Here is a 13,694-nt window from a genome sequence, read left to right on the forward strand (position 1 = left end):
TTGGGCGCGCAAGAAATGGACCCGCCCGCCGGGGCGGGACCCGGCAGCTGCGCCGCTCACTGAGCGGCAAATCACTCCGCCGCTGCAAGCCTCCCCGTATTCTCGATTTCGGAGATCATATCCACCCGGACCTGATGGCGGCCGCCCTCGTAGGAGGCGCCCAGCCACTCATCCACAATCATCTTGGCGGTCTCGACGCCGATGACCCGCGCGCCGAAGGCGATGATGTTGGAATTGTTGTGCTGCTTGGAGAGCTTGGCCGAGTAGGGCTCGCTGCACACACAGGCGCGGATGCCCTTGACCTTGTTGGCGGCCAGCGAGATGCCCACGCCGGTACCGCAGATGAGCACGCCGCCGTCGACCTCGCCGGCGGCCACCAGCTTCGCGACCCTGTAGCCGCTGACGGGATAGTTGAACCGCTCGGTGCTGTTGGTGCCGACGTCGACGACCTCGATGCCCTTCTCCTCAAGATAGGCCTTGATCTCCTTTTTCATTTCGACCGCGACGTGGTCGTTTCCAATGGCAAGTTTCATGGCGATTTCCTCCATTCTGAAATCACAAGCCCGGGCCCGCGCAAAACCGCGCTGCCCGGGCTGTTTTGTTTTGTTTACAGGTAACTGGGGTCCGCCAGCCGCTTCTCGGCGTAGATGGCCGCGCCGACCGGGCCGTTGGCCTGGTTGGGGCGCGAATAGCGGAGATCGAGCGTCCGCTCGGGGTAGGGCTTGCGGGCGTAGCGGTGCACCGCCTGTTCGAGCGCCCCGCGCGGGAAGCCCTCCATCTGGAGCAGGCCGCCCCCCAGGATGATGCAGTCGGGGTCGAAGAGGTTGGCCTCCGCCGCGACCGCCTGTCCCATGCCCTCGAGGAAGTCCTGCATGACGCAGGAATCCATATGCCGGGCGAAGAGCTGGTTGATCGGGGTGCCGGGGAAATGCCGCGCCTGTATCCGCTCGAGCGCGATGCCCGAAACCACCGTCTCCATGCAGCTCACATTGCCGCACATGCACACCTGCTTGTTGCCGTAGACGGGCAGGTGCCCGAGCTCCGCCGCGACGCCGTTATGGCCCAGCAGGATCTTCCCGTCCACCATCACGGCGTTGCCGATGCCGGTGCCGAAGTAGATGCCCGCCACGCAGTCCCGCGCGGTGACGCCGAGGTCCTCGAGGTCGAAAAGCAGCAGGTCGTTGACATCCCGGTTGATGAAGACCGGGATGCCGAGCGCGGATTCGAGCGCGTCGACGACGGCGAAATCGTCCGGGATGCAGGCGATGTTCGGGGTCTGCACCACGACGGTGCGCGCGCGGTTGATGGTGGAGGGAAAGCCGATCGAGACGGCTTTCGGCAGCTTTCCGCCGAGGCTGCGCCCGCAGTAGCCGCGGATGCATTCGGCCAGCTTTTGCGCGGGGTCGCAATCCTTCGGGAAGGTGTCCCGCGTGCTCTGCCGCTCGAAGGCCGTTAGCCGGTGCGACCCGTCCACCAGGCCGAACCGCATATTTGTGCCGCCGATATCAATCCCGAGCACATACGCTTCCGATCCGTTCATGGTCTGGCCTCCCGTTCACAGTTTGACGCCGGTTTCTTCCTCAAACTGTCCTTTCATCTTGTCATATGCGGCCGCGAGGTCCGCGTCCAGGTTGAAGAGCCCCGAGGTGCCGAGGATAAACGTCTCCGCGCCCGCCTCATAGAGCCGCTTGAAGGTTTTCTTGTTGCAGGAGCCGTCGATCATGATCCGGTAGTGCCAGCCGTTTTCCTCCCGCAGGCGTTTGGCCTCGGCGATCTTGTCGAGCATCTCGGTGATGAACGGCTGCCCCGCGAAGCCCACGTCCACCGTCATCAGCGTGAGCACGTCGATGCGGTTGAGGTAGTGCTTGCAGAAGGAGAGCGGGGTCGCCGGGTTGAGGGTGACGCCCACCTTGCAGCCCGCGTCCCTGATGTGGTTGAGGGTGCGGAAGCAGTCGGTGTTGATCGTCTCCGCGTGGGGGCTGATGAGCGCCGCGCCCGCTTCGGCGCAGGCGTCGATCCAGTCGTTGGGGTTGGTGGTCATCAGGTGGACGTCCATCGGCTTTTTCGCCACACGCGCACAGGCCCGCATGAAATCGGGGCTGAGGGTGATGTTCTTACAGTAGTGGCCGTCCATGATATCGATGTGGTAGCCGTCGGCCTTCTGGTCGAGCACCTCAATCTGATGCCTGATGTCCAGGAAATCCATGCACATCAGGCTCACGGAAAATTCGGGTTTTATCATAACAGGCACCTCCGAGAAATCTGTGTTTCTCCGCCCCGGCGGGCGGGGCGGGAAAGGGAAAGCCGGTCAGTTCTTCCTGCTTGCGCCGAAGAACCGGTCGAGGGTCACGGCCAGGATGAGCAGGCAGCCCATCGCCAGCTGCTGGTAGTAGCTGGAGACGCCGACCATGTTGAGTCCGTTGTTGATGACGCCGATGATCAGGCCGCCGATGACGACTTTGGGGATCTTGCCGACGCCGCCGAAGAAGGAGGCGCCGCCGATGATGACGGCCTCGATGGCGAAGGTCTCGTAGCCGGTGCCGGCGTTGGGCTCGGCGGCGGCGAGGCGGGCAATGTTGACCATGCCGGCCAGCGCCGCGCAGACGCCCGAGATCGAAAAGGCGAGGATGGTGTGCTTTTTGACGGTGATGCCGGCGTACCAGGCGGACTGCGAGTTGCCGCCGAGCGCGTAGAGGTTGCGGCCGCACTGGCATTTGGTCGTCAGGAAGGTGAGCACCGTCGCGGTGATCAGCGCCACGAGGATGGGAACCGGCACGACGCCGAACAGCTTGCCGCCCATCGTCTTGGAGAAGGCGGCGGGCAGGCCGGACACGGCGCGCGCGTCGGTGATGATGTAGACGAGGCTGCGCAGGATGGCCTGGGTGCCCAGCGTGATGATGAAGGGGGGCAGGCCGGTGGCGGTGACGAGCACGCCGTTCAAAAAGCCGATGAAGGCGCCGAACAGCAGCACGCCGACAAGGATTGCGACGACCGGATGGAACCCGGCGTTGACCATCAGCTGCGCGGTGAGCGCGCCGGAGAGGGCCATGATCGAGCTGACGCTCAGGTCGATGCCGCCGAGCAGGATGGCGAAGAATTCGCCGAGGCCCAGCAGGATGGTGATCGAGCTCTGCTCCATCACCTTGACGAGGTTGCCGCCCGTCAGGAAGGTGGTGGGCCGCAGGATGCCGAATACGACGACCATGATCGCGAGGATCGTGATCGTGCTGTAGCGATCCCAGTAATCGCTGAAAGTGAAGGGCCGTTTCGTGATCGTTTTCAACTTGCTCTCCTCCCGTGTCATGCAGTTTCGCCGGTGGCGGCCTTTGCGAGTTTTTCCTCGGTCGCGTCCGCCACGTCGTAGATTTCCGTAATCCTGCCGTCCGCCATGACGGCGATCCGGTCGCAGAGGCCGAGCAGCTCCGGCATTTCGCTGGAGACCACGATGACCCCGATTCCTCCGTCGGCGAGCCCGCGCATCAGCTTGTAAATCTCGCTCTTGGTCCCGACGTCGATGCCCTTGGTGGGCTCGTCGAAGATGAGCAGCTTGACGCCGGCCGCCATCCATTTCCCGAGGATGACCTTCTGCTGGTTGCCGCCCGAAAGCTGCGAGGTGAGCTGCTCGAGGGAGGCGCATTTGATCTGGATGTCCGTGCGCTCCTTTTCGGCGAGCCGCTGCTCCTCGGCGTTGTTGGTCAGCCCCATCATCCCGTCGAGGGAGGACCGCTTGAGCTGATAAGCGATGGAGATGTTGCGCTTGTTGCTGAAGTTCTGGAAAAATCCCGTCTCACGGCGGTTCTCGGTCACCATCCCGATGCCCTGGCGCAGCGCCTGGTAGGGATTTTTGATCGAGAGCTGCCTGCCTTCGAGCCAGATTTCGCCCGAGGACTTGGGCGCGGCGCCGTAGATGGCGCACATCGTCTCGCTGCGCCCCGCGCCTACGAGCCCCGAGAACCCGAGGATTTCGCCGCGGCGCAGGCTGAAGGAGATGTCCTTCGCCCTGCCGTCTTTGCGGGTGAGGTTTTTGCATTCAAACATCACGTCGCCGAATTCGTAGTGCTCCTCCGGCTTGTGCTGGTAAGTGCCCTTGATCTCGCGCCCGACCATCAGACGGACCATGTCGTCGGTGGTGAGGTCGGCCACCTGGTAGGTGCCCACATAGCCGCCGTCCTTCATGATCGTGATGCGGTCGCCGATCTCGGCGATCTCGGAGAGCTTGTGGGAGATGAACACCACGCCCTTGCCCTCCTCCTTGAGCTGGCGGATGATGACGAAGAGCTTCTGGATCTCCTCATCGGTCAGCGAGGAGGTCGGTTCGTCCATGACGATGACCTTGGCGTTGAAGGCGACCGACTTGGCGATCTCGACCATCTGCTTTTCGCTGATGCTCAGGTCGCCCACGCTGGTGGTCGGCTTGCGGCTCGAGAGGTTGACCTTTTTGAGCAGCTCCTCGGTGCGCGCGTTCATTTCGGCGTAGTCGACCATTGCCAGCGGGCCCGCGTGCTTCATCGGCAGGCGGCCCATGAAGATGTTCTCGCGGATGTCCAGCCAGTTGACCACGCTCAGTTCCTGGTAGATGATGCTGATGCCGCCCTCGGCGGACAGGTGCGGCGTGAGGTGGGAATACTCCTTGCCCTCCAGCACGATGGTCCCACCGTCCGGCCTGTAGGCGCCGCTCAGCACCTTCATCAGGGTCGATTTTCCGGCGCCGTTCTCTCCCAGCAGGACATGCACCTCGCCGGGGCGCACGTCAAAGTTGATGCGGTCCAGCGCCACAACGCCCGGAAAGCGTTTGGTGATTTCTTTCATTTGGATGATGGGTTCCAATCGCGCCCTCCCCTTTCAAAGAGATGATCATTTCCGGCGCCGCCGCCAGACGCGGTCAGCTGGGCAGGCGCCCCGCCGGGGGCGCGGTGCCTGCCACTCGCAGCGCCTGACGCAGCGCCGCCCCCTGCGGGGCGGCGGCGGCGCGTCTGCGTCGGTGATTACTTGATATACTCGGAGGCATTCTCGCTGGTGATGAGGATCGCGTCGATGCCGTAAACCGGGACTTCGGCGCCGGGCTCCATCGCGGTGTCGTTCTCAACGGCCTCGACCATCAGCTGCAGGCCCTTCGCGCCGACGGCGGCGGGGTCCTGCGCGACGGTGGCGGTCAGCTTGCCGTCCGCGACGGACTGGATCGCATCGTCGTTGCCGTCGGTGCCGCAGACCTTGATGTCCTTGCCGGAAGCCTCGACAGCCTCCTGCACGCCCATCGCCATGGTGTCGTTGCAGCAGTAGATCGCCTTGAGGTCGGGATGCGCGGTGATGTAGTTGGTGGCGACGTCATACGCCTTGGTGCGGTCCCAGTCGGCCGGCTGGCTCTCAACGATCGTGAGGCCCGCAGCTTCAAAGGCGGCCTTCGCGCCGTCGCGGCGGTTCTCGCCGGAAACCGCGCCGGCCTTGCCCTCGACGATGGCGACTTCGCCGGCGCCGCCGATCTGCTCGATCAGGTACTCGGCGCCGAGTTTGCCGACCGCCACGTTGTCGGTGGCGACATAAGCGGTGCAGGCGCCGCCCAGCTCGGCAAGCGCGGACAGGTTGACCTTCTCGTCGATGTCGACGATCTTGATGCCCTTGGAGGTCGCGTCAGCAATCGCGTTGTTCAGGTTCACGTCGGAGATCGGAGCCACGCCGATCGCCTTATAGCCGGTGGAGATGGCGTTTTCGAGCAGGGTGACCTGTCCCTCGACGTCGTCCTCGGTGTTGGCGGCATAGATGTCGACCTTGATGCCCATCCTGTCGGCCTCGGCCTGGATGCCGTCGCGCATGGTCTGCCAGAACTGGCTGGAGAGAACCTTCAGGACAACGGCGTACTCCGCCTTGCCGTCATTGGACGGCGCGGCGTCTTCCGCGGGAGCGGCGTCCTCAGCGGGAGCGGCGTCCTCGGCGGGGGCCGCGGGCTGGGAAGGCTGGGCGGGGGTGGACCCGCAGGCCGCCAGGCTCAGACCGATTGCCATAGCCAAAAGAATCGCGATGATCTTTTTCATTGAATTTCCTCCTAACATGTTGTCCCGCCCCGGTCGGGGCGGAAGGTGTCGAAAACGGGTAATCGTTTTCTCACTGCACCCCAAATATAATATTTCGCCAGATGAATGTCAACTGCGTGGAATCAATTTCATCGATTTGATGGGTAATCGATTGCTCAACTTGTGCAAATTACCCGGATTGATTACAAAAGCGTTACAAAAACCGGGCGCCGCCCAAAGGCGGCGCCCGGTCTTCATTCTTTTTCCGTCACCTGCGGGTCGATTCCCGCACCGTCAGCGACACCGGCAGCCGGTAGTGGCGGTGCTCCGGCCGCTCGCCGCGCATCATCCGGAAGAGCAGCTCGGTGGCCAGCCGCGACATCTCCGCCACGTCCTGGTGCACGCTCGTGAGTCCGGGTCCGCACGCCTCGGCGAGCTGGCAGTCGTCAAACCCGGTCACCAGCACGTCCCGCGGCACCGAAAGCCCGTGCTCGCGCAGCGCGATGACCGCCCCAGCGGCCAGCGTGTCGGTGGTGGACACGATGCCGTCGAACACCACCCCGCCGTCGAGCAGGTCGGCGACCGCCCTGCGCGCGCCGTCGATCGTCACCGCGTCGAGGTTGATCCGCAGGGCTTCCTCCTCCTCCACGCCGGCCTCCTCAAGCGCCCGCTGAAAGCCCCTGTACCGGGCGAGCTGGTTGGAGTCGTTGCCGAGGCATTTGAGTATGAGGATGTGCCGGCAGCCCGCGTTCAGCAGCTCCCGCGCGGCGAGGTAGCCCCCCTGGGTGTTGTCCGATTCGATCATCACGCCCTCCCCGCGCTCCTTTTCGCTGCGGGAGGGGCGGTCGACGTAGACCACCGGCAGGCTGTCCAGTTCGGCGTAGTTGCGGGTGCTGGAGATCAGCACGATCCCGCTGACGTTCTGGGCGGTCAGCGACCGGATGTGCTTTTTTTCCAGCGAGGAGGATTCGTTGGTGTTGCAGATCAGGCAGGAGTAGCCCCGCCGGGTGAATTCCATCTCAAGGTGGAGCACCACATTGGCGAAGTGCGGGTTGGTGATGTCCGGCACCACCACGCCGATGACGCGCGTCCGGCTGGTGCGCAGCCCCTTGGCGCTCATATTCGGGGTGTAGTCGTTCTGCCGGATGACCTGGAGCACCCGCTCCTCCGTCTCCTTGGAGAACCTCCCGTTCTGGTTGATGACGCGGGAGACCGTTGCGGTCGAAACGCCGGCCAGCCGGGCGATCTCCTTGATGCTTTTGGCTTTTTCCACGCCTGTCCCTCCCGATCCGCTCCGGAAACGCTCATTTCCGAACAGTATACGCGCTGCGCGGGAGTTTTGCAAGCCCCCCGCGTTTTTGTTATTTCATCCCCTTGAGGGGCAGGATCTCCTGGTAGACGGCGTGGTACATCGGCGGGATGACCTTGTCGAGGTGGATGCTCCCGAAGAACCAGTGCTTGTAGCGCACCGTCTGGGAGACCTCGTCGAGGAACGCCTCCAGCTGGTTCACATGGTCGCCGTCCATGTTGAGAAACCCGTTGACCGTGTTGGAGGCCGAGTGGGTGATGATGTAGTCGACGACATTGCCGCGGGCGGCCAGGTTTTCCCGCGCGTGCGCGAGCTCCTCCGCGTCGGGCAGCTCGCCCAGCCACCAGCTCACGCCGGGGACGCGCGCGTCCGAATCGGAGCTTTCCCCGCCCCCGAAGGCGAAGATCTCGTCGCTCTCGATCGTATAGATCTCGCCGCGGAGCAGCTGGTGGCATTTGCCGCTGATCTGCCGCGCCTTCCCGCCGCAGAAGTCGACGACCGGATAGCCCGCGAGCAGGTCGAGGTTGTCGTGGGTGCCCTCTACGAAGAGGACGCTGTAGCGGCGCCTGCCCAGCCATTTGAGCACACGCTGTTCCTTTTTGGAGCCGTCCCACACAAAGCCGAAGTCGCCGCAGACGATCAGCGTGTCGCCCTTTTTGAGCTTTTTGGCGGCCTTTCCCTTGAAGCGGCCGAGGTCGGCGTGGACATCTCCCGTCACATAAATCATAGATTGTTTCCCCCGTGGATGGCGGTTATTTCGCGGCCGCGATGGCCCGGTCGAGATCGGCGATCAAATCCGCCGGGTCCTCCAGCCCCACCGACAGGCGGACGGTCTCCGGCTTGATGCCGCTCTCGGCGAGCTGCTCGTCGGAGAGCTGGCTGTGGGTGGTGGAGGCCGGGTGGCTGATGAGGGTGCGGGAATCGCCGACGTTGGTGACGTGCAGGATGAGCTCCAGCGAGTCGATGAGCTTCGCGCCCCGCTCGCGGCCCCCCTTGAGCCCGAAGGTGAAGACGCCGCCCGCGCCTTTGGGCAGGTATTTCCGTACGAGCGGGCAGTAGGGGCTGGACTTGAGGCCCGGATAGTTGACGAATGCCACGTCGGGGTGGCCTTCGAGGTGTTCGGCGATCGCGAGGGCGCTCTCGGAGATGTGCTTCATGCGCAGCGAGAGGGTCTCGATGCCCTGCATGATGAGGAAGGCGCTCAGCGGCGCGCAGCAGCCGCCGAGGTCGCGCAGCATCATCGCGCGCAGCCGGGAGATGAAGCCCGCGCTGCCGCAGTCCTTCGCGAAGACGACCCCGTGGTAGCTCACGTCCGGCTCGGTGTAGAGCGGGAAGCGGGGGTTGCCGTTGAAGTCGAAGGTGCCCGCGTCGGTCACGATGCCGCACATGGCGGTGCCGTGGCCGCCGAGGAACTTGGTGGCGGAGTGGACGACGTAGTCCGCGCCGTAGTCGATGGGGCGCAGCAGGTAGGGGGTGGTGAAGGTCGAGTCGACGATCATCGGGACGCCGTGGCGGTGGGCGATCGCGGCGATCGCCTCGATGTCCGCCACATTCGCGTTGGGGTTACCGATCGCCTCGACGAAGAACGCCTTGGTGCGGTCGGTGACGGCCGCCTCCCACGCCGAAAGGTCGCCCGGGTCGACAAATTTCACCTTGATGCCGATCCGCCCGAGGGTGACGCCCATCATGTTGATCGCGCCGCCGTAGATGCAGATGGAGGAGACGATCTCGTCCCCCGCGCCCGCGAGGTTGAGGAAGGTGTGGACCATCGCCGCGTGCCCCGACGCGAAGGCGAGCGCGCCGATGCCGCCGTCGAGCGCGGCCACCCGGCGCTCGAGCGCGTCGACGGTGGGGTTGCTCAGGCGGGTGTAGATGTTGCCCGGCTCCTTGAGCTCGAAGAGCCGCGCCGCGTGCTCGGTGCTGTCGAAGGTGTAGGCGGTCGTCTGATAGATGGGCAGCGCCACAGAATGGGTCTCGGGGTCGGGCCGGGTGCCCGCGTGCACCATCAGCGTGTCGAAGCCGTAATTTTTATCCGCGTAATCCAGCATCTCATTTCCTCCCGTGCTGCAAAATTCCTCGAAATTTGTCTTTTCTTTTGCCGGAACTTTTGGTATACTGTGGGTAGATATTGGCTATTCTAGTAAAATGTATCGGGTTCATTTTATCACAATTTGCCACCGGGCGCAATCGGCAATCCCACATTTGATCTGACGCCGCTGCTTGAATCCTGCCGCGAAGCAGCCGGCTTTTGTGATGCCGCTCCGGCAGCGGGGAAACGGAAGCTGAAATGAAAAGATGGTGCGCATTCCTCCTGGCGCTGACGGTCGCCTGTACCATGCTGGCCACGCCGCTTTTGGCGGCGCCGAAGGACGGCGGCTCCTCCGCCGGATCGTCGGAAAATTCATCGGGGGATTCCTCGTCGGAGCCGGCCTCCGGCGCTTCGGACGGCGCCGGAAGCGCCTCGTCGGGCGCCTCCCTCTCCCCCTATGTGCCCCCCGACGAGGAGCTCTACCAGTCGCAGGGCATCTACCTGCTCAACGTCGATTCGGGCGAGCCGGTCTACAACCGCAACGAGATGGAGCGCATCCAGCCCGCCTCTCTGACCAAGATCATGACCGCGCTCGTCGTGCTCGAGAGCGACCACGACCTTGACGCGGAGACCACCGAGCTCAAAACCTACATCCAGAACTATCTGTATAACCTGCAGGCGGGCGACGGCGGCATCTACCAGGGGGTGCAGTTCACGCTGCGCGACCTGCTCTACGGCTCCCTCACCCAGTCGGTCAACGCCGCCGCGATGATGCTGGCCGATTATGTCGGCAACGGCAGCATCGAGGACTTCTGCGTGATGATGAACCAGAAGGCCAAGGAGATCGGCGCGAAGAACACCCACTTCTCCAACCCGACCGGCCTCTACATCGAGGGGGAGGAGAACTACACCACCGCCTACGACATGGCGCTCATCGCCCAGTACGCGATGCAGAACGAGGACTACATGGAGATGGCCAACACCCGGGTCTACACCGCCTACCCGGCCGGCGGCCCGGAGAGCGGCATCACCTGGATCTCCACCAACAGGATGATCAACGCCGCCGACACCGACGGCTACTATTACGAGGGTCTGCGCGGCATCAAGACGGGCACCCTGCCCGAGCCGGGACAGGGGGTCGTCAACTTCGTCTCGACGGCGACGCGGGACGGCTACACCTACCTGGCCGTCTGCCTGGGCGCGCCCTACCGCAGCCCCGACGGCGAGATCTACGCCAACAACCTCGCCTTCCGCGACACCGCGCGCCTCTACGACTGGGCGTTCGACAACTTCCGCGTCAAGACGCTCATGAGCGTAGGCGAGGAGGTCGCGGGGGTCAACGTGCGGCTCTCGTGGGACACCGACTATATCAAGCTCTTCGCGGCGGACAAGTTCGCCACCCTCGTGAACAAGGACGTGACCGGCGACGATATCGAGCCGCAGGTCGAAATCTTCAACGCTGTCGAACGGCCGGTCAAGGGCCAGAAGGGCAAGGTCGAGCTCTTCATCGACGCGCCCGTCGAAAAGGGTCAGGAGGTCGGCCGCGTCAAGCTGATGCTCATGGGCGAGGAGGTCGGCAGCGTGTCCCTCGTCGCGGGCGAGACGGTCGAGGCGAGCGTCTCGCTCGTCTATCTGGAAAAGGTGAAGGCCTTTTTCGGCAATTTCATCTTCAAGTTCATCCTGGTATTCGTCATCATCGTGGTCGTGCTCTACATCGCCCTGATGATCGTGCGCAACCACAACAAGCGCCGCTACCAGGCCAAGCGCCGCCGCCCGCCCCAGCAGAAGCGGTAAATCGAATTTCAAACGGGATGCCGCGCGGCATCCCGTTTTTCGTGCAGTAAAACCGGCCTTCCGCCGCACCTTTTGATTGAAACGGCCGTGAACGAACCGCCCGCAGGGGCGCCGGATATCCCGACATGATGAATTGGGAGGTCAAAAAAATGAAACACAGAAATTGGATTCCGCTTCTTGCGCTCCTCGCCGCCCTCTCCCTCCTGCTGAGCGCCTGCGGCGCGTCGGCTCTGCCCAAAACAGTCGCGGCCCCGTCGTCCCCCTCCATGGCGGACACCGCCGCGTACAGCGGATACACGGAGGAAGCGGCCGCCGACATGAACGGCTTCCAGATGAAGTCGCTCGCGATGGAGGCCCCCGCCGAAGCGGCTGAATCAAGCGCGCAGGCCGCCGGTGCGCTCGCCAACCGCAAGATCGTCAAGCACAGCTACCTCTCCCTCGAAACGATGGAGTTCGAGCAGGCGCTCGCACAGATTTCCGAGCTTATCAGCGGGGCCGGCGGCTATGTGGAGAGCCAGAGCGTCGACGGGCAGAGCCTCAGCTACCGCGGCAGCTACTACGAGCGCAGCGCGTCGGTCACGGCGCGGGTGCCCGCCGAAAAGCTCGACGCGGTGGTCGCAAGCGTCGGGGGGCTCTGCAACATCGTCTCCCGCAGCGAAAACATGGACGACATCACCGACAGCTACTTCGACGCGCAGGCGCGCCTCGACTCGCTGCGCCAGCAGGAGGCGTCGCTGCTCGAGATCCTCTCCAAGGCGGAGAAGCTCGAGGACGTCGTCCAGCTTCAGACCGCGCTTTCCGACGTGCGCTACCAGATCGAATCCCTCACCGCCCAGCTCAAGCGGATGGATTCGCAGGTGACCTACTCCTACCTCAACATGGACCTGCGCGAGGTCGTCGAATATCAGGAGACGGCCGCCAAGCCCAAGACCTTCGGGGAAAAGCTCTCCGCCGCCACGGCGCGCGCCGGCAACCACCTCGTCGCGTCGGTGCAGGGGCTCCTGCTCGGCGTCGTCGAGATCGGGCCCGTGCTGATCCTCTGGGCCGTGATCGTCCTCGCGGTCCTGCTGATCGTCCGCGCCATCCTGCGCGCCGGCAAAAAGCGCCGTGAGAAAAAGGCCTCCCGGCCCGCGGCCCCCGCCGCGCAGGTTCCTCCCGCGCCGGAGGAGGAGAAACCGCAGGAATAATCCGTGCGGAGGATTCCCGCGGAAGCCCTCCGGGCGATCTCCCCGGAGGGCGCGTCCCGTTTCCCCCAAATGAAAAGAGGCCGTCCCTGCGGACGGCCTCTTTTTTGCGGTTTTGCAGAAACTTACTTGAGCTCGACGGTCGCGCCGGCATCCTCGAGTTTCTTCTTGATGTCCTCGGCGTCGGCCTTGGAAGCGCCTTCCTTGACCGGCTTGGGAGCCTCGTCGACGAGGGCCTTCGCCTCTTTGAGGCCCAGGCCGGTGATCTCCTTGACCAGCTTGATGACGCCCATCTTGGAAGCGCCGGCGTTGGTCAGGATGACGTCGAACTCGCTCTTCTCCTCAGCGGCGGGAGCAGCGGCGGCGGCGCCGCCGGCGACCATCACCGGAGCGGCGGCGGAAACGCCGAACTCTTCCTCAATCGCCTTGACCAGCTCGTTGAGCTCGAGGACGGTGAGGCCTTTGACATCTTCTACAAACTTCAGAATTTTCTCAGAAGCCATAATAAATACCTCCTATTAGTTTCATTTCATTGGAACGTCGTAAACCGCTTATTCGGCGGCGGGAGCGGCCTCCTCAGCCGCGGGGGCGGGTTCCTCGGCCGCGGGAGCGGCTTCGGCGGGAGCTGCGGCCTCTTCGGCGGGGGCGGCTTCCTCGGCGGGAGCGGCCTCGCCGCTCTTCTCGGCGATCGCGTTCAGCGCGACGGCCAGACCGCGCAGGTTGCCCTGCAGCGCGCTGCACAGCATCGAAAGCAGCGCTTCCCTGTTCGGGAGCTTGCCGAGTTCGGCGACCTTCGCAGCGTCGATCACGCCGCCGTCAACAAAGCCGGCCTTGACAACAAACTTTCCCTTGCTGTCCTCCGCATACTTGGTCAGGATCTTGGCCGCGACGACCTGGTCGCCGTCGCTCAGGGCCAGGGCGGTGGTTCCTTCGAGCACCGAATCCAGTGCGTCGTAACCGACCTCCTTTGCCGCGAAGCGGAGCAGCGTGTTCTTGACGACCGCGTACTCGACGCCGGCTTCCCTCAGTTCCTTACGGAGCTTGGTATCGTCGGCAACATTGATCCCCTTGTAGTCGACCAGCACGCCCGCGGCAGCGTTTTTCAGCTTTTCCGTCAGCGTGGCGACCGCCTCTTGCTTCTGCTGGAGAATTTTCTCGCTTGGCAAATTCATTCACCTCCAACTGATTCATCAAAAAAAGCCCTTTTCGCCAAACCGCGAAAAGAGCATCAAACCCGCGCGTCACCGCGAGGGGATTACGCCTTTCCTCGGCAGGCAAGGCCGGAGCCTTTTATGTCGTAATGACACCTGCTGTCTTCGGACAGCTTTGTAAGTTTATCATATTTTTGCCAGACTGTCAAGCCCTGATGC

General features: G+C 63.7%; 12 protein-coding genes, 1 pseudogene and 1 other annotated feature. Of the genes and pseudogenes, 2 read left to right on the plus strand and 11 right to left on the minus strand.

The features are described 5' to 3' along the window. Positions 1–71: 71 nt before the first annotated feature. The 9 genes from rpiB to RDM88_RS03805 all read right to left on the minus strand — a co-directional run bounded on the left by rpiB (position 72) and on the right by RDM88_RS03805 (position 9,365). Positions 72–533: a ribose 5-phosphate isomerase B gene (gene rpiB, locus RDM88_RS03765; protein WP_308753386.1), complete on the minus strand. Its 462-nt coding sequence runs from the start codon at positions 531–533 to the stop codon at positions 72–74. A gap of 74 nt (positions 534–607) precedes the next feature. Then, on the minus strand, positions 608–1,540 hold the full coding sequence (gene alsK / locus RDM88_RS03770; protein WP_308753388.1) for an allose kinase: 933 nt from the start codon (positions 1,538–1,540) through the stop codon (positions 608–610). Between the two features lie 15 nt (positions 1,541–1,555). Next, positions 1,556–2,242, minus strand: a complete 687-nt coding sequence (gene alsE, locus RDM88_RS03775; RefSeq protein ID WP_308753390.1) for a D-allulose 6-phosphate 3-epimerase — start codon at positions 2,240–2,242, stop codon at positions 1,556–1,558. Positions 2,243–2,308: 66 nt separating this feature from the next. Then, positions 2,309–3,283: a D-allose ABC transporter permease gene (gene alsC / locus RDM88_RS03780; RefSeq protein WP_308753392.1), complete on the minus strand. Its 975-nt coding sequence runs from the start codon at positions 3,281–3,283 to the stop codon at positions 2,309–2,311. Between the two features lie 17 nt (positions 3,284–3,300). Then, complete coding sequence (locus RDM88_RS03785) at positions 3,301–4,827, minus strand: ATP-binding cassette domain-containing protein (RefSeq protein WP_308753394.1); 1,527 nt, start codon at positions 4,825–4,827, stop codon at positions 3,301–3,303. A 158-nt stretch (positions 4,828–4,985) separates the two neighbouring features. Then, positions 4,986–6,029 (minus strand): D-allose transporter substrate-binding protein, encoded by a 1,044-nt coding sequence (alsB, locus tag RDM88_RS03790; RefSeq protein WP_308753396.1) that lies wholly within the window; start codon positions 6,027–6,029, stop codon positions 4,986–4,988. Positions 6,030–6,276: 247 nt separating this feature from the next. Continuing rightward, on the minus strand, positions 6,277–7,281 hold the full coding sequence (locus tag RDM88_RS03795) for a LacI family DNA-binding transcriptional regulator (RefSeq protein ID WP_308753398.1): 1,005 nt from the start codon (positions 7,279–7,281) through the stop codon (positions 6,277–6,279). A gap of 88 nt (positions 7,282–7,369) precedes the next feature. Then, a complete protein-coding gene (locus tag RDM88_RS03800) occupies positions 7,370–8,044 on the minus strand; it encodes a metallophosphoesterase (protein WP_308753399.1) in 675 nt (224 codons plus the stop codon). A 25-nt stretch (positions 8,045–8,069) separates the two neighbouring features. After that, positions 8,070–9,365 carry an O-acetylhomoserine aminocarboxypropyltransferase/cysteine synthase gene (locus RDM88_RS03805; protein ID WP_308753401.1) on the minus strand — a complete coding sequence of 432 codons (1,296 nt, stop codon included), beginning with the start codon at positions 9,363–9,365 and terminating at the stop codon, positions 8,070–8,072. A gap of 239 nt (positions 9,366–9,604) precedes the next feature. Here RDM88_RS03805 and RDM88_RS03810 point away from each other — a divergent pair, with 239 nt between their 5' ends. Then, positions 9,605–11,140, plus strand: a complete 1,536-nt coding sequence (locus RDM88_RS03810; protein WP_308753402.1) for a serine hydrolase — start codon at positions 9,605–9,607, stop codon at positions 11,138–11,140. Positions 11,141–11,289: 149 nt separating this feature from the next. Continuing rightward, positions 11,290–12,327: a DUF4349 domain-containing protein gene (locus RDM88_RS03815; RefSeq protein WP_308753404.1), complete on the plus strand. Its 1,038-nt coding sequence runs from the start codon at positions 11,290–11,292 to the stop codon at positions 12,325–12,327. A 122-nt stretch (positions 12,328–12,449) separates the two neighbouring features. Here RDM88_RS03815 and rplL read toward each other — a convergent pair whose 3' ends face one another. Both rplL and rplJ read right to left on the minus strand, forming a co-directional pair. After that, a complete protein-coding gene (gene rplL, locus RDM88_RS03820) occupies positions 12,450–12,827 on the minus strand; it encodes a 50S ribosomal protein L7/L12 (RefSeq protein ID WP_101548828.1) in 378 nt (125 codons plus the stop codon). Positions 12,828–12,986: 159 nt separating this feature from the next. Further along, positions 12,987–13,490 (minus strand): annotated as a pseudogene (gene rplJ, locus RDM88_RS03825) (50S ribosomal protein L10); the annotation flags it as partial. 18 nt (positions 13,491–13,508) lie between these two features. Beyond that, positions 13,509–13,662, minus strand: a sequence feature (ribosomal protein L10 leader region). Positions 13,663–13,694 lie beyond the last annotated feature (32 nt).

It is taken from the genome of uncultured Anaerotruncus sp., assembly GCF_902490045.1.
In the GTDB taxonomy this organism is placed as follows: Bacteria; Bacillota; Clostridia; order Oscillospirales; family Ruminococcaceae; genus Anaerotruncus.